Here is a 14,240-nt window from a genome sequence, read left to right as displayed (position 1 = left end):
CTTCGCTCTGGCCAAGCAATGGCGAGCGCTGGCCACCCGCTACGACAAACTCGCGATCACCTACCGCGCCGCCGTCACCCTCTGCGCAATTCTCACCTGGCTACGCCGATTGGGAGACACGCCCTAGTCGGGAGCGGCTGGCGGGAGACGACCCGTGGTCCAATCGGGGTCTCCCAACCCCCTTACCCAACATAGTTAAAGCCCCTACATAATCGCACTCAGCAACGCCTGGCAGACGGGCGCGCAGCAACTCGACCCGGCCACCCGGCAGAACTTCGCGAACGACCCGCGCAACCTGCAGGCCGTCGACGGACCGGCCAACCAGCAGAAGAGCGACGGCGACGCCGCGACGTGGCTGCCCGGCAACAAGGCCTACCGATGCACCTACGTCGCTCGACAGGTCGAGGTCAAAGCGGCCTACGGGCTGTGGGTCACCCCGCCCGAACGCGACGCCATCGTCCGGGTCCTCGGAGACTGCGGAGCTGCTGCCCCGGTCGTCGAGCCTCCGGCTCCCGCGCCGGCGGCACCGGTCGCACCCGCGCCGAACGCGGTTCCCGCTCCCGAGCCGGCTCCCTCGGGTGTCACCTACAAGAACTGCGGCGAGGTTCGTGCCGCAGGGGCAGCCCCGATCCGGGTCGGAGAACCCGGATTCAGCACCAAGTTCGACGGTGACGGAGACGGCGTCGGCTGCGAATAGCGCCGCCGACCGACACCGCGTCGGCGGAGCCGACCTCGGAAGCGACCTCGGAAGCGACCTCGACGCGATCAGGCACCCCTGCCGTCGCCGCCGACTCGTCCGGGCAGGGGAAACGCCATGACTGTCACCCCACCACGATCAGCCGCACCGCCCTAACACTGGCGGCCCAGGCCTCAAAAAAGGGAGACTGGAATCCGAACGACAAGCAGGAGGGTCAGCGATGACCACGACCGAGGAGCGTATCGACGGCCTCGCGAAGCGGCCCCGAGTCGCCTGCGCCTCAATCGTGCTCCGGTGCCGCAATGGCTCCGCGACACAGCCGTAGGGCTACCGACCGGGAGGGCGTGATCCATGACCTTCGCGCTGCCAGCCAATCACATCTGCGACCAACTCGTGGGCCCGTTCTATGACACCGCCGGACTGATCCGGTGGTGGGGCGTGAGTAAACACGCGGTCACCAAAGCAGCATCCACCGGCACGGTCATCGCCTGCCAGCGCGACGGTGGCGGATGGGTCTATCCCACCTGGCAGTTCACCAACGAAACAGGCACGGTGCATCCTGACCTGCTCACCCTTTGGTTGATCCTGCGCGCCACCGGGGATCCGTGGACGTGCGCGCTGTGGCTTCGGGCCCCGCAGGGGCAATTGTGCAACCGCACAATTGCGGACTGGATCATCGACGGCAACCCCCTCGACGACGTGCTGCCTCTCGCTCGTGCCGCCGCCAACACCTGGGGCCGATAGCCGCAGATATATCGGTCACACTGCGGCCGTGGTACGTACACAACAGCACCGCCAAACCGTCCCACCGACCGTTGGGCGCGATCCAGCAGTCCCCACTGCGGCCATAGCGCGGCCATAGTGCAACCGTGATCGCGCTGACCGCCGTCATAGAGCCGTACTGCGGCCATACTGCGGCCATAGTGCGGCCATAGTGCAGCCCTGATCGCGCTGACCGCCGTCATAGAGCCGTACTGCGGCCATACTGCGGCCATAGTGCGGCCATAGTGCAGCCCTGATCGCGCTGACCGCCGTCATAGGGCCGTACCGCGGCCATAGTGCGGCGGGGCAGGCCATCACGCGGCGCACCGGACGCCCGATCCAAGCCAGACCACCCGCCGCACAGCGCGCTCCCCGACCCCTCGAAACCCACAGAACACGAAGCCGGTCACGCAAGCCGTCGATTCAGTCCCACCGACACCTCCGCGACCCTGGCCGACGCCTCCGCCACACGCCGTCGCTGCGCCTCCGACACGCTCTCTCCCGGCCGCTCGACGCCGTCCGGTGCGCTCTCCTCGCCGTGGTGCTTGTCCATCCGTCTAGCATCCCCCGAACCCTCGCCCGCCGGGACCACAACCGGTCGACCCGAATGCAAGCCGTACCTCGGCACCCGGTCCGGAGGTAGGTCGGGGACGCAGCATGGGCCACGGCAGAACCGCCCTCCCCCGCCCTCCAGGCGGCACTCGTCGCAGCGGCCGGCACCGGTGCCCGAAGAGCCGGCCGAGGGAGCTGGCAGGCCCGCGCACCGGCCACAAGCCGGGGCCGCAACCGCCGCCAGGCGGTGCCCTCCGCAGCGGCCACCCGCCGCTGCACCCCGCCCCCTGGGGCGGGGTCAGAGCCGCCAACAGGCGGTGCCCTTGGGGTGTGGGGGAACCCCACCAAGCCATGTTGAGAACGGGGGCGCGAAGCGTGCCCGTTATCAATATGGAAGCTTGCCTCTCTAGTCCCGGCCACGTACCTTCGTGGCATGATCTCCGACGACGGCGGTGACCGCCTACGCCGGATCGGGGCCGCAGGCCCTCGATTCCGGCGGAGCGGGCGACGCTCGTCGGGACCGGGGACTCGGTGACGGGGGCAGGCAGCAACGCCGGATCGGGGCCGAAGGCCCTCGATCCCGGTGGGGCTGACAACCCCGTCACCGAGGCACCACCACCGCCTGATCCAGCGGGGCACCAGCCCCGTGCACTGAAGTCCTCGACGAAGGAACCCACCATCGGGTTCCGGCCTCGACCGGGCACCCGCGCACGGCTGAAGAAGCGCGCCGGGGGACGTGCGCTCTCACACGTCCTCGAAGCCGCGGTGGACGCCTATCTCGGCCGCAAGGTCACCGAGGTCGACCACGAGCTGCGCGCCGCCCTCACCGCCGAGCTGGCCCCGATAGGTCGCCATCTCTCCGGAATCAGGGCACAGGCGACCGGCGTCGGGCGCAACCTCAATCAGATGGCCCGGTTCGTCAACGGGTACAAGCGGCTGCCGCTCGCCTACCGCGAAGACCTCGACACGATCCGCGCCGGACTCGACGCCATCCTCGCCGAGCTGACCGCGATCCGCGAAGCCCTCGACGCCCTCGCCGGGAAGCCCCGCCCGTGACCGTCGTGATGATCAAGCGCGCCGGGAGCGCCGTCGCCCTCGACGACTACCTCAGCACCGCGCCCGCCCACGATCTCGACGCCCCGGAGGGCTTCCACGAACGGGTCTCCGTCGCATCGACCTTGGGCGACTGCACAACAGAGACGTTCATCGAGGACATGCGGCGCACCCGCGCCGCGTACGGGAAGCAGTCGCTCAAGATCGAGACTCACCACGTGATCGTCAGCCAGACCCATGAGGAAGCTGACCCCTACGACTACGCGGCGGGCCTCCGGTTGCACGAGATGACCGAGAAGCTGATCACCGAAGCGTTCCCCGGCCACCAAGCCAAACTGACCACCCAGCGCGACAACGGGCACTACGAAGGAACCGGAGCCGCCGCGACGTGGGTGCCCGGAAAGTGGCACACCCACGTCCAGGTGGCATCCGTCTCCGAGCTCGACGCCACCCTCGTGAAAATCTCCGCCGCCGGGATCGAGACCCACCACAACTACGCCGCCGGTCGAGCGATCGACAGCGACATGAAGGACCAGAACCACCTACGCCGTACCGCCGACCGCGTGATCCGGCGCGAACTGCACTACGACAACGCCGCCTACGTCGAAGCCTGCGCACGCCACCAGGCCGGCCAGTCCGGGGACAAGATCACCCGTCGCGACTATGAGATGCGCGCCGACCCGGATGGCCCCGGCTACTCCAACCACGACGCCGTGCGCGTCCAGCTCCGCGAGGCCCGCGCACTGGCGACCGACTGGGACGACTACACCGACCGATTAAGCGCCCGAGGCGTGAATACGCGAGTCACCGGGACATCCGGCGTCTCCTATTCCTGGACCGGAATAGACGGCAGAAAGATAAAAGCACGAGCACGCGGGGAAAACGGTCTTGGCAACAGCGCGACAAAAGCAGAAGTCGAGAAACAATGCGCTAGAAACAAAGCAGAAAAAGAAGAAGGAATCGAGCTGAAAGCCCCGACTCCCACGTTCGCGCCGCCGACCGTGACCGCCGACCGGCCGGTGCCGATCTATCTGACCCCGGACGGCCGAGCACCCTGGGACGCCCAATTCGACGACTACGTCGAGCATGTACGACAGACAGGAGGCACCTACGAAGGACGGGTGCTCAACGGCCTCCGGGCGACCATCGCGGACCCCTGGGTCACCGACCGCGACCGCCTGATCGCCGCAGCACCGGATCACGGCATCACCGTCGAAGGACGCGTCGGTGCCCCGGAAGTGACAGTCTCCATTCCGGCGACAGATGCACCTGGCGACGTGGCCTTCGATACCGAGCGACTCGGAACGGCCTGGACCGGCCGGGGCTTAGACGGGCAGATTGACATCACCAGGACGAGGGAGAGCAATGACCACCACGCAGGACCGGGACGCGAGACTGGCGGCGCTCCAGAACAGCGAACCGCCGAACACACAGGACGAATTAGCGAAGCTACGCTCGCAGCTCGCCGAGCTGACAATCTCCGTCGAGGTGCTCAACGGCGGGCTGAAGAGGATCGACGCAGCCGTGAACCTGCTGCTCGAGACACCGCCGCCGCCGGACCACAGCCCCGCGATCGAAACACTGACCAGACAGGTACAGAAGCTCTCCGATCACCTCGAGGCACTGACAAACCGCGCAAACCAGCGCGCGATCGACTCATCGGCAACCCGCCACGACCTGACAAAGACCGTGGCTACAGCCGTTGAAGGGGCCGTGACGCGGGCGCAGCTCAACGCCGTACCCGTCCGCGAGCGCGAGGTCAGCGAGGATCTGCGGGCAGCGATGGTCACCGCCGACAAGCTGTCGAAGGCCCTGACCAGCGCAGCATGGGGTCGGCTCGCCCTCGCCACCATCCCGTACACCGTCGTCGCATTCCTGCTCTGGACGCTCGTCGTCCCGATCACCGAGGTACTGGGCATCGGGCCGCTGAGCCGGTGGGCCTGGTCGAACTTCGAGACCGCCGAGACCGCCGGGGGACGCCTGCTCATCGTCGCGGTGACCTTCGCCGTCCTCGCCGTCATCGGATACGGCATCTACCGAGGCGGTCGCTACCTCGCAGACGTCTACAAGGGCTGGGGCTGAGCGTGGCGTTCCTCGATGACTTCCGCGCCCAGGTTGAAGCCGCCAAACCCAAGTGCAAACGGTGCGGAGCGGTCAGTATCGCCAAGATCACTTACAGCCAGAACTACAGCGGCCGCGATATCTGGTCCGAGGAACACACCTGCCTCGACCACGCGAATGACCTCTTCGAACGCATCAAGCGAGGAGCAATCCTCCTCGAAACGAAGTGGCTGAACAAGTAACGCCAGATCAGTACCACGTTCTAACTTTCTAGATTGTTATCAGAGCCGACACGAAGGAGCGTCACGGATGGACCTGAGTCGAGAGAAGACACTGAGCGCCATGACGAGCGCCGCCGACCTAGCCACCGCCGCCGGCGACGCTCTGCGCCGCACCGAGGACCGCAAACGCGACGAGGACTTCGGTCAGGTCAAGCAGAGCCTGAACGACACCGAGAGCGCTGACATGCGCAAGGGCCGCGACCTCGACGCCGACCGGGTGGGCGAAATCCGCAGCCTCATGGCCGAGGGAGGCGACAAGGCCGTCGCCAAGAAGTTCGGAGAGTCCGCGCTCGGCTCACCCGAAGCCGTCAAAGCGAGGGCGCAGCGGGCCGCGATCCGCAAGCACGAGAGCACTATGGCAAGGGAAGCGATCGGCACCGCCGCGACCGAGAACGATCAGAAGAAGGTCACCGTCGCGCAGCAGGCCTCGCGGACCCCGCTCCGCGACGCGGCAATAGCCCGCCAGCGGGAGAAGGACCCCAACTGGGGACGCCAGAAGCCGACCACCACCGGACAGCCGTCCCGGACCCCGCTCCGCGACCAGGCCGTCGCCCGCCACCGCCAGAAGGAACTCGACCGCGACCGCGAAGGCCTCTCCCGCGGCCGCTGACCTCGTAGATTAAGAGCCCCCGACACACCGCGTGGTGTGCCGGGGGCTCTCGGCTGTCGGACGGTGGGTCAACGCTGTGGGGCGAACCGCAGCTCGCTGATGTCGAACAGATCGACCTTGATTCCGGCCTCACGCACGCGAGGATTGTCGGCGTCGGCCGGTCGGGAACCGCGCAACAACCGGCCCTCGTCGATGCTGTTGGGGAGCAGATCGGAGCCGTGGAAGGTCTCGGCCAGCTCGGAGGACTGCGACGCTTGGCCCTTGTGATCGGTGCTGAGCTTGTGCCGCTCACTGCGCCCGTGCGCCCAAGCTGCCTTCTCCAAAATCTCCTTCTCCGGGGCACCGGTCAGGAGCAGGATCGAGGGGAACACATCGCGCAGCTCGTCCATGCCGTCGCGACCGTAGCGGCGGGCGAACTGGGACGTGGCCTGCACCGCGACCAGCAGCGAGATACCCATCGCCCGCGCCTCGGTGACGACGACGGGGGCCTTCGCCCACGGCAGGGTGTTGCAGAACTCGTCGCACGCCACCAGCAGATGAGCCAACGGCACCGGCCGCGTCTGACCGGCCCGCCAGTGCGCGCTGATCGCGTCCACGCACGCCACGGCCGCACCTGCCGCCACACCCGTGGCCGGCGCGACGATGAACAGGGTGCTGCGCGGGTGCTCCAACATCTTCGGCTGGAACGCCCGCTCACCCTTGCCACCGGCCACAGTGCTGCGCCACCACGGCGCGAGGGCGCTCTTCATCGTGATCTTGACGCTGTCCATCATCTTGTCTTCGAGATCCGTCGCGCTCTTCAGCTCGTCCGCGAGCATGACCGCGCCCATCGTCTCGAGGCGACCGATCGCGTTGTGCCAGCACGGTTGGTCCTGGTCGTCGGGATCGTCGGAGTGCACCCGCCCTACCGCCGTACGCGCCCACGCAATCCCGTCCGCGTCGGCCGCACGCAGGATTGCTGCCAGCGGAGCCGTGGCCAAGGTCTCCCAGAACGGGTCACCGGATTGTCCGCTCGCGGAGCTCGACGATCCCGCCGACCCTGCCTTCATCAGAACGCTGGTCAGGTCCAGGGCCTCGTCGTCGGTGCCGATGAGCGCCGTCGGGTCGATGACGACCTTCTCCACGCCCTCGGGCAGAACCTCGTCGGGCACCTCACCGGACAGATCGAGCATGTAGGTACGCCCGCGACCGCCCCACGAGAGCCGCTGCTCCAACGTCAGATCGATCAGGTCGGGCTTCGACGAGATAGCCACCACCGGCCCCTGCCACATCAGCACAGCAGGAGCGATGACCCTCCGGCTCTTTCCGACGCCGCTCGGACCGCTGATTAGCAGGTGCGGTCCGCTGACGGCAAGCTTGCTGTCGACCCACCCTCCGTAAGGCGTCGGCTTCGGTATGTACGGCCCGGATTGCTTGCGGTACAGGCTCACTCAGATTCTCTCTCATCGTCCGAACGGAACATGCTCTTATCAAGAGTGTCACAACTTGCCGACGTTGCGCGACAACATCATTCGCACACTTTTTTTGGTGACGTCACCCTCGGCACAGTCCCAGGCCTGGCTTGTTTCTGGTGACGTCACGCGCGAAAGCGCGCGTAATCACGTGTCTGTAAACGCTTTTCGCGTGTCATGCTGAATGTGCGGCAACAAGCGAAGGGGGCCTACCGTTGGCCATGGCAAGCAAAGGGCCTAGAACCGCAGTGATGGCTCGGATTCCCGACGAGGTGCACGCGATCCTCCAGGATCGTCGACGCCGTTCTGAGACAGCGATGCCTGTCAGTCAGATGGTGTCGGACATCCTCGCGCTCTACGTCCACCGACCGGATCTGGCCGTCAACCTCAAAGAGTGGGATCAGGAATGAGCAAGTCGGCATCGTCGCACTCCGCTCTGAACCGGCGGATCGTCGCCGTACTGGCAATCTTCTTCGTCGGTGTCGCAGTCGGTGCCGGCTGCGACGCCAGCAGCTCGGACGACGCACGCGCATACGCCGACACCCTGGTCGCGGTGGTGTCCCTCGGTGGCTGACCTGCACCAGACGCGGGAGCGCTCGGCGTGGGTTCTCGCCCGTGCCGGTCGCAATCCGGCAGCACGTCGGCGAGGTGAGCGGCTGGCGTCGAGGTCACGCCGCTCGACCCGCTACGAGGCCGGGGTCGGTGACGCCGCTGTCGGGGAGGTCGTCACACCGAACCGCGTCCACCGGGCCGTCTACAAGGGCGAGGACCACCGCATCCTGCGGGTGCTCTGGCTCGCTCTCCGTGAGAGCGTGCAGGCGCTCGCCGCCGGTCCCGGCATCGCGGCCGCGTGGGGCCTCTATGGGCTGTGGTGGCGCAACACGGCCTCCTGGGGGCCGATGCGCTGGAAGCCCGTCGCGGCCGTCTCGCTCGGCGCTCTGCCGGTGCTGCTGGTCCTCGTCGGCGCGGTGATTTGGATGCACAACGACGTGCCCTTCCTCGCCTGGTATGCGACGGTCCAGCTCGTCATCGCGGTCGCTCGGCTGGCCTGGCTGATCCGGGCCTACGGCTGGGAAGCGGTCACCTCGGGAGCGCGACCGAACCAGGGCCACACCGTCACCCGGATCAGCGGCCTGCCCGACCCCGCACCGAACCGGGTCGTCGTCCGCCGGAGGGTCGCACCGCCTACACCACCCCCCACGATCATCGCCCGCACCATCGAGCACGAGGACAGCGACCAATGACGAATCAACCCCCGATCCACGTCAACGTGCAGAGCGGTGCAGGCGAGGTAATCCGCATCGCTGCAACACTTCTCATGTTCGGCGGTGCTGGCGCGCTCGCGTGGGCCGTCGCGCAACAGGGCTACGCCGAACTTGCCGGAACCGGCCTGACCGTCATGACCGTGCAGGTGGTCAAGATGATGTGGGTGAACGGGCTGATCGGTCTGCCCACTCGCACCAGCACGGGCGAGACGGACGACGCCGACATAACCAGCATTCGAACGTTCGCGGCTGCGAACTACCGCGTGCTGATGCGCTACCAGGCCGAATCCCCCGCGCCCCGCATGGTCGCTATCGGCTTCGCCTACGCCGTCGCGTTCCTGGTGCTGCGCGCCGGAATGATCAGCGCGCTCAGCATTTTTCAAAACATCGTAATCGCGGGCGGTGCAGCGGCGATCCTCGGCTCGATCGTCGTAATGCCCAAGCTCCTGCCGAATCTCGTCGGGGTACTCAAGAGCAAGGGCGTCGTCCGCAACGCCGCAGCGCAACCGGCCGCTACCACCTCGGCCCCGCCCACCGCACCAGAGCCGGCAGCGCCGATCGAGTGGATTCCGGTACCGGCACCGCCGGCACTCGCAGGGCCGTCGGTCACTCCCCCTCCCGTGACACGTGTTGTCGTCCGTAAGAAGCCCTACAAAGAGGATGGAAACAATGCCTGACCGGTTCGAATACTTCGACGAGCACGGCAAACCGATCGACCCAGCCGACCTCGACGGCGGTGAGTACGAGGTCGTCGACGCACCGGCCGGCACCGAGCAGCCCGCACCTGAGCAGGACCCGATCCTGGCGACCGTGCGCCCCCCTGGGGTGTCGTCGGAACCGGACGCCGGTCCTCGACTGCCCAAGGGCGTGATCGTCAGCGTGCTCGCAGTCGTGCTGGTGGTGGGCGGCGGCGCAGCGTTCGCACTCTCGCAGATCGGCAACGAGAACAACGCCACGAGCATGGCCGATGTGAGGTCGAAGGTCCAGTCGAAGAGCGGCGACGTGGTCGCGGACACCCGCCCGGACGTGAACGCCTGCAGCGGCACTCAGATCAACGACGCCGCCTGGACACGCAACAGTGACGAACCGACCAAACAGCTCAATGTCGTTGACTCGCTGCCGCTTCCACCGGAGTTCGTCAAGCGCAGCGCCACGTCCGACGACCCCGCCGACACCACGGCGATGGTCCAGTTCGGGAACCGAAGCCTGGGCATCTACGACTTCAATGCCAAGGCCGACAAGGAGGTCGAGAAGGCCGACCGCTGGTGGAAGGTCGCCGTCACCACCGCCCCGGACCTCGCCGTCACCGGCGAGGAGAAGGGCACCGGCCGCGACGTGGACGCGGCCACCGCGTGCACCAGCGTTCCCGGCGGCGTCTTCCGCATGATCGGTGACGGCATCCCCGACTCGGCACGCGAGATGCAGGCCGACCTGGTCGACGTCGCAGTGCTCAAGGGCGACGGCGTCGAACCGGCCACCGTGTGGGCCGTCGCCGGTGACCGCCTGCTCAAAGCGACCCTTGAATACACACCCACCGACGACGAATAGTCGCCGCGCACCACAACCCCCACAGAGTTCCACGCACGACACCACGACACACCGAACCCCAAGGAGCACAATATGAACGCCAAGACCACCGCCGCGAAGATCGCCCTCGTCACCATCGGCGCAGCCGTCGCCGTCACCGGCCTCGCCGGTACCGCATCGGCCGACGTGACCGAGGGCTCGTACACCGCGAAGAAGTTCCTGCTCGGACCCACGGTGTACCCGCTGTTCACCGCCGAGGCGAACGTCGTCGGTGACCAGCTCATCATCGGCGGGCTGACCGCCACGATCACCCCCACCGAGACGGGAGGTACGGCCGTCGTCGCTGGACAGGAGATCACGCTGACGGAGGTGCCCAGCGTGGGCGGGTACGTGATCAACACCCGGTCGGGGGTGACTTTGGGCCAGCTCGACGCCCGCTGATCGGCGAACTTCGCGACAAGTGTCGATAGCCCCGCACCGACAGGTCTGGGGCTATCGCCGCATCGGGGGGCACGCGGGCGGCTCGTACTTGCGCGACGTGGTGAGAGAAACGGCAGGCAGTCACGCGGTGCGGGGCGAGAAGCGTGCAGACACTTTCAAGCCCACTCCGCAGTGCTTTGCACACGCTTCGCTGGCTGAAAACTCGGCGATAACGTTTGGAAGTAGGTGCTAACCCTTTCCCTCCGGGATCGGTTCCGGTCTACTCACAGCCTCGGGGACGTCGAGATACTCCAGGTCCTCGCCTGTCGACGTGACCGAGGTATCCGCATACGCCTCGGCCGTGCTCCTCCATGCATCCAAAAGCCCTCTGAGCGGCTCGATACGATCGCTCGCGATACACGTAAGCGCAGCGGCCTCGAGCTCATCCACGAACCGTGCCCGCGCACTGTCAGGGAGGAGGCCGGAGATACTTCTCGATGCCGCGTCGGTCATACGTTAATGACACCAGAACCGGTCCAGGCGTGCCAGCGAGCGTATGAATTGTCGCCGCGGCGCTCCGCCGTGAGAGACACCTGCTCGCCGAGCGGTCTCGCGCAGGCCGTGGCAGCTGACCCGGTGTCCTTGAGAAGTTCGATGCCTGCTCGAACCAGAGAAGATCTTGTCTCGTTCGCTATCACGTAGTCAGTGTCTCCCGGTCGGTGTAGACCCGAAGGACCTCACCACATACGACGTTGCGGTCCCCTCTTTTTCAACGACATCAGGCCTGTTTGTAGTGCGCTCGCAGCTTCGTGAGGTAGTTGTCGGACAGGCCTAACGCGGCGCAGTACGTGATCACGAAGTCCTCGTCGAGACCAGCGCTCTTCAGGGTCGCGAGAGGTCGCTGCACAAGCTCCCTCTGCTTTCCGCGCTGCGCACCGCCGCCGATCTCTCTCTCCCACATCAACATCGCTACGAAGGTGTCATGCAGCTCGTCGTCGAGCGGCGGTGTCGTCTCCCCGGTCGACAGGTTGTACGCACCCGTTGCGGCCATCCACCCATCGAGCGCGGGAGGTGCGCCGTACTCGAACACGACCACGGTCCCACCTGTGCTCAGGCCGCGTGAGAGTTCCGAGAGTCGTTCCAGCTTCGGAAACGCCAGCACCACGCATCCGTCGCGACTGCCGAGCGAGATTCCCCTCTTCATCACTTCCGAGCGGCCGCCGGCCGACAGGGACGCGAGTACTCCCGCGCTTCCGGTGACGGTTGCCTGGTGTTCGTGGATGACGCTCAGCGAACCGGTGCCGACACTGCGCTCCCGCAGCCAGGACCGTAGAGCGTCGTCCGCCCCGGTGAACCCGGTGGCGTCCTGCGGCGACCAGCGAACAATCGCTGCATCGAACTCGATCGGTCGTACGTGCATCGAACTCCTCACTCTCCTGGCCGCTCACCGGGTGTTCCTGAGTTGCTGTGTCAGCGCCACGACACTTTCGCAGCTGGCGGTGCGAGCCGGTCATAGATCGTGAAGTCCAGCCCCAGTAACCAATCTTGTATCGGCACACCGAAGCTTTCGTGCAGGAAGTACGCTGTCGCGATCCAGAAATTGAAGTCGTACCCCGCCTTACCCATTTTCAGACGCCACTTATCGCGAAAACAGTATTCGACGGTCCCAGCCTCATCATCGCGAATCACCTCGACAACCCCTCGCGCGTCGAGCTCGCGGAGACCGGCTCGAAAGACCGAGGCATTCCTTATTCTGTTGTCTACATTGTATTTTGGTATATATGGGCCGCGATCACTTGGGTCACCTAATGTGAGCCCGACCTTCGGATCAACTGGGCAATCCTGTACCCAGATGTGAAGCAGTTGCGACAGCGTTTCGAGAGCAAGTTGCGAAAATCGCTGTAATTCATCCCCAACAGAATTCAACAAGTCGACGAAGTTCGATATGTCATCCGCTGGCTCGCTGTCCCACCCGAGGGATTCCAGCAAACCCTCCGCCGTTGTGGCCGATTTCGCCGGACGAAGTTCCGTGTCGATGGCACCAGTAGCAGTTTTGACGCCGGATTGATCTTGCTCGATCGCGGCGGTGATCGCTTCGTTCACCTTCGCTTCGTGCCGTTGTTTCATCACGGTCAACAGCTCTACCGGATAGTTAGCTTCGCCTGTGTCCGGGGCATCGACGTCGCGGCCGTGGGTCGCACACATGAGCATGAGGTTGCTGAACTCGGCTCGCTCTTTGGGTGTCAGCGGACTGTTGCCGCGTGGCCCGTCCTGCTCGGCGGCGACAATATGTGCGACCGTCCCGATCCAGCCGCCGGTCGGAGACGTCAGCGGCAGCCGACAGTCGGTCATTGCGCATCGGCCACCAGACGCGAACATCAGCTCACGCATGGTCTGAGTCTTCACGGTCACTCGCGTCTTGGCACTGCCGCTGTTCGCCATACGGCTCATAGTGTCATTCGCTAGTACGTCCGCGCGCAGTCCGCCGCAGCCTGCGACCCTGCATCGGAGAAGTCGAGTCCGAGTTCGTCGTGCAGATCCAGCAGGTTGGACTCGTTGCGCGCGGTGACGGTCACCGGGGTGAGGATCGGCCCTTGCTGGGCGAACACGTCGTCGCGTGAGCGGATCCCGCCGTCCTGCAGCTCGACGATCTCGCCGGCGATGTAGAGGGTGTCGCCGTCGTCGTACGCAGCGGGAGAGCCCAGCTCGTAGCCGCTGGTCTCGAGTGATGCGTTGATCTCGGCGAGGACGTCGCTGGGGACGTCGATGCAGTCGGCAGCCGGCGTTGCCGTGGTGGTCGGGACGGGAGCCGCTGTCGTTGTCCGTGGCTGGGTAGAGGGAACCGCAGCGGGTGCGCGCGTGGTCGCGCCGGCCGGAGACTCGGACGACGTCGCCGATGCCTGGTCGCTGTCGCTGTCTTCTTCGCCCAGCCCGAACACCGATCCGATGCCGACGAGCAGCAGCGCGGCCGCCGCGATCGCGAGGAAGATCTTGAGGCCGCGGTTGCCGCCACCCTGTTGTCCCTCCGGTGATCCCTGGCTGTGTCAACCCGATCTGGGACCACGATGACGGCCTGACTGGGACCCACCTGGCACCGGCTAATCACGCCCTTGGTCTCGGTGGTCACTGCCGAGTGGCGAGGGCTATAGGTATCTGCAGACCTGATCGGGGCTACAGGTTTCGGGCTCTGGGAGGGCTGCATCGTCGCGGAGCGCAGCCACGTTGTCGCGAAGTGTTGTGAGGTCGGCGATCTGCGCGTCGATGTCGGCAAGGCGCGCGTCCAGCAGGTCACGTACGTGGCCGCAGGGAGCTTGGCCGTGGTCGCGGATGTCGAGGATCTGCTTGATCTGGGCGAGGGTGAGCCCGGCCGCTTGGCCGCGGTGGACGAAGTCGATCCGGCTGACCGCGTCGGGGGTGTAGTCGCGGTAGCCGGCCGGTGTGCGTTCGGCCGGGGGCAGCAGCCCTTGCTCTTCGTAGAACCGCAGAGTCTTGGTGGTCGTGCCTGCCGCCTCGGCGAGTTCTCCGATCCGCATCCCGGCCTCCATCGTGTCGCAGGTCTCG

At 66.2% G+C, this 14,240-nt stretch carries 19 protein-coding genes and 1 pseudogene; 13 read left to right on the top strand and 7 right to left on the bottom strand.

Annotation, left to right across the window (positions count from 1 at the left end; translation table 11 throughout):
- Positions 1-205: 205 nt before the first annotated feature.
- Positions 206-697: pseudogene (locus tag J1M86_RS26155) on the top strand (excalibur calcium-binding domain-containing protein); the annotation flags it as partial.
- A 351-nt stretch (positions 698-1,048) separates the two neighbouring features.
- Positions 1,049-1,441 (top strand): hypothetical protein, encoded by a 393-nt coding sequence (locus tag J1M86_RS26150; protein WP_206511957.1) that lies wholly within the window; start codon positions 1,049-1,051, stop codon positions 1,439-1,441.
- Between the two features lie 424 nt (positions 1,442-1,865).
- Here J1M86_RS26150 and J1M86_RS26145 read toward each other — a convergent pair whose 3' ends face one another.
- Positions 1,866-2,012, bottom strand: a complete 147-nt coding sequence (locus J1M86_RS26145) for a hypothetical protein (RefSeq protein ID WP_206511956.1) — start codon at positions 2,010-2,012, stop codon at positions 1,866-1,868.
- A gap of 530 nt (positions 2,013-2,542) precedes the next feature.
- On the opposite strand from J1M86_RS26145, the gene J1M86_RS26140 reads away from it, so the two are divergent.
- The 5 genes from J1M86_RS26140 (at position 2,543) to J1M86_RS26120 (ending at position 6,016) form a co-directional block, all read left to right on the top strand.
- Positions 2,543-3,067 carry a hypothetical protein gene (locus J1M86_RS26140; RefSeq protein ID WP_206511955.1) on the top strand — a complete coding sequence of 175 codons (525 nt, stop codon included), beginning with the start codon at positions 2,543-2,545 and terminating at the stop codon, positions 3,065-3,067.
- Positions 3,064-4,770 carry a hypothetical protein gene (locus tag J1M86_RS26135; RefSeq protein WP_206511954.1) on the top strand — a complete coding sequence of 569 codons (1,707 nt, stop codon included), beginning with the start codon at positions 3,064-3,066 and terminating at the stop codon, positions 4,768-4,770. Before J1M86_RS26140 ends, J1M86_RS26135 begins: the two co-directional genes overlap by 4 nt.
- 7 nt (positions 4,771-4,777) lie before the next feature.
- Positions 4,778-5,146 carry a hypothetical protein gene (locus J1M86_RS26130; RefSeq protein WP_206511953.1) on the top strand — a complete coding sequence of 123 codons (369 nt, stop codon included), beginning with the start codon at positions 4,778-4,780 and terminating at the stop codon, positions 5,144-5,146.
- Positions 5,147-5,148: 2 nt separating this feature from the next.
- Positions 5,149-5,367 (top strand): hypothetical protein, encoded by a 219-nt coding sequence (locus J1M86_RS26125; protein WP_206511952.1) that lies wholly within the window; start codon positions 5,149-5,151, stop codon positions 5,365-5,367.
- A gap of 67 nt (positions 5,368-5,434) precedes the next feature.
- Entirely contained in the window at positions 5,435-6,016 is a 582-nt protein-coding gene (locus J1M86_RS26120) for a hypothetical protein (RefSeq protein WP_206511951.1), read from the top strand.
- Between the two features lie 68 nt (positions 6,017-6,084).
- Here the strand turns inward: J1M86_RS26120 and J1M86_RS26115 are convergent, their stop codons facing one another.
- Positions 6,085-7,446 carry a TraM recognition domain-containing protein gene (locus J1M86_RS26115; RefSeq protein ID WP_206511950.1) on the bottom strand — a complete coding sequence of 454 codons (1,362 nt, stop codon included), beginning with the start codon at positions 7,444-7,446 and terminating at the stop codon, positions 6,085-6,087.
- Positions 7,447-7,688: 242 nt separating this feature from the next.
- On the opposite strand from J1M86_RS26115, the gene J1M86_RS26110 reads away from it, so the two are divergent.
- The 6 genes from J1M86_RS26110 (at position 7,689) to J1M86_RS26085 (ending at position 10,700) form a co-directional block, all read left to right on the top strand.
- Entirely contained in the window at positions 7,689-7,877 is a 189-nt protein-coding gene (locus J1M86_RS26110; RefSeq protein ID WP_206511949.1) for a hypothetical protein, read from the top strand.
- A complete protein-coding gene (locus tag J1M86_RS26105; RefSeq protein ID WP_206511948.1) occupies positions 7,874-8,041 on the top strand; it encodes a hypothetical protein in 168 nt (55 codons plus the stop codon). The genes J1M86_RS26110 and J1M86_RS26105 overlap by 4 nt, the downstream gene beginning before the upstream one ends.
- Positions 8,034-8,711, top strand: coding sequence for a hypothetical protein (locus tag J1M86_RS26100; RefSeq protein WP_206511947.1), 678 nt, complete (start codon positions 8,034-8,036; stop codon positions 8,709-8,711). The genes J1M86_RS26105 and J1M86_RS26100 overlap by 8 nt, the downstream gene beginning before the upstream one ends.
- On the top strand, positions 8,708-9,409 hold the full coding sequence (locus tag J1M86_RS26095) for a hypothetical protein (protein ID WP_206511946.1): 702 nt from the start codon (positions 8,708-8,710) through the stop codon (positions 9,407-9,409). Before J1M86_RS26100 ends, J1M86_RS26095 begins: the two co-directional genes overlap by 4 nt.
- A complete protein-coding gene (locus tag J1M86_RS26090; protein WP_206511945.1) occupies positions 9,402-10,280 on the top strand; it encodes a hypothetical protein in 879 nt (292 codons plus the stop codon). Before J1M86_RS26095 ends, J1M86_RS26090 begins: the two co-directional genes overlap by 8 nt.
- A gap of 72 nt (positions 10,281-10,352) precedes the next feature.
- The gene (locus J1M86_RS26085; protein WP_206511944.1) at positions 10,353-10,700 is read left to right on the top strand and encodes a hypothetical protein; all 348 of its coding nucleotides are present in this window, start codon (positions 10,353-10,355) and stop codon (positions 10,698-10,700) included.
- 228 nt (positions 10,701-10,928) lie between these two features.
- On the opposite strand, the gene J1M86_RS26080 is transcribed toward J1M86_RS26085, so the two are convergent.
- The 5 genes from J1M86_RS26080 to J1M86_RS26060 form a co-directional block, all read right to left on the bottom strand.
- Positions 10,929-11,192: a hypothetical protein gene (locus J1M86_RS26080; protein WP_206511943.1), complete on the bottom strand. Its 264-nt coding sequence runs from the start codon at positions 11,190-11,192 to the stop codon at positions 10,929-10,931.
- A 265-nt stretch (positions 11,193-11,457) separates the two neighbouring features.
- Positions 11,458-12,099, bottom strand: coding sequence for a hypothetical protein (locus J1M86_RS26075; RefSeq protein ID WP_206511942.1), 642 nt, complete (start codon positions 12,097-12,099; stop codon positions 11,458-11,460).
- Between the two features lie 50 nt (positions 12,100-12,149).
- Entirely contained in the window at positions 12,150-13,121 is a 972-nt protein-coding gene (locus tag J1M86_RS26070; protein WP_206511941.1) for a hypothetical protein, read from the bottom strand.
- Between the two features lie 20 nt (positions 13,122-13,141).
- Positions 13,142-13,618: a hypothetical protein gene (locus J1M86_RS26065; protein WP_206511940.1), complete on the bottom strand. Its 477-nt coding sequence runs from the start codon at positions 13,616-13,618 to the stop codon at positions 13,142-13,144.
- A gap of 204 nt (positions 13,619-13,822) precedes the next feature.
- On the bottom strand, positions 13,823-14,212 hold the full coding sequence (locus tag J1M86_RS26060) for a heavy metal-responsive transcriptional regulator (protein ID WP_006246584.1): 390 nt from the start codon (positions 14,210-14,212) through the stop codon (positions 13,823-13,825).
- Between the last annotated feature and the right edge of the window lie 28 nt (positions 14,213-14,240).

It is taken from the genome of Rhodococcus sp. KRD197, from assembly GCF_017168235.1.
Lineage (GTDB): Bacteria > Actinomycetota > Actinomycetes > Mycobacteriales > Mycobacteriaceae > Rhodococcoides.
The sequence above is the reverse complement of the archived record's forward strand: the minus strand, read 5'-3'. Positions and strand labels throughout refer to the sequence as shown.

Coding starts and splice junctions, on each gene's coding strand:
- J1M86_RS26095 (WP_206511946.1), top strand. CDS start 8,708: ATGACGAATCAACCCCCGATCCACGTCAACGTGCAGAGCGGTGCAGGC.
- J1M86_RS26120 (WP_206511951.1), top strand. CDS start 5,435: ATGGACCTGAGTCGAGAGAAGACACTGAGCGCCATGACGAGCGCCGCC.
- J1M86_RS26075 (WP_206511942.1), bottom strand. CDS start 12,099: ATGCACGTACGACCGATCGAGTTCGATGCAGCGATTGTTCGCTGGTCG.
- J1M86_RS26085 (WP_206511944.1), top strand. CDS start 10,353: ATGAACGCCAAGACCACCGCCGCGAAGATCGCCCTCGTCACCATCGGC.
- J1M86_RS26060 (WP_006246584.1), bottom strand. CDS start 14,212: ATGCGGATCGGAGAACTCGCCGAGGCGGCAGGCACGACCACCAAGACT.
- J1M86_RS26070 (WP_206511941.1), bottom strand. CDS start 13,121: ATGGCGAACAGCGGCAGTGCCAAGACGCGAGTGACCGTGAAGACTCAG.
- J1M86_RS26090 (WP_206511945.1), top strand. CDS start 9,402: ATGCCTGACCGGTTCGAATACTTCGACGAGCACGGCAAACCGATCGAC.
- J1M86_RS26105 (WP_206511948.1), top strand. CDS start 7,874: ATGAGCAAGTCGGCATCGTCGCACTCCGCTCTGAACCGGCGGATCGTC.
- J1M86_RS26080 (WP_206511943.1), bottom strand. CDS start 11,192: ATGACCGACGCGGCATCGAGAAGTATCTCCGGCCTCCTCCCTGACAGT.
- J1M86_RS26145 (WP_206511956.1), bottom strand. CDS start 2,012: ATGGACAAGCACCACGGCGAGGAGAGCGCACCGGACGGCGTCGAGCGG.
- J1M86_RS26150 (WP_206511957.1), top strand. CDS start 1,049: ATGACCTTCGCGCTGCCAGCCAATCACATCTGCGACCAACTCGTGGGC.
- J1M86_RS26110 (WP_206511949.1), top strand. CDS start 7,689: ATGGCAAGCAAAGGGCCTAGAACCGCAGTGATGGCTCGGATTCCCGAC.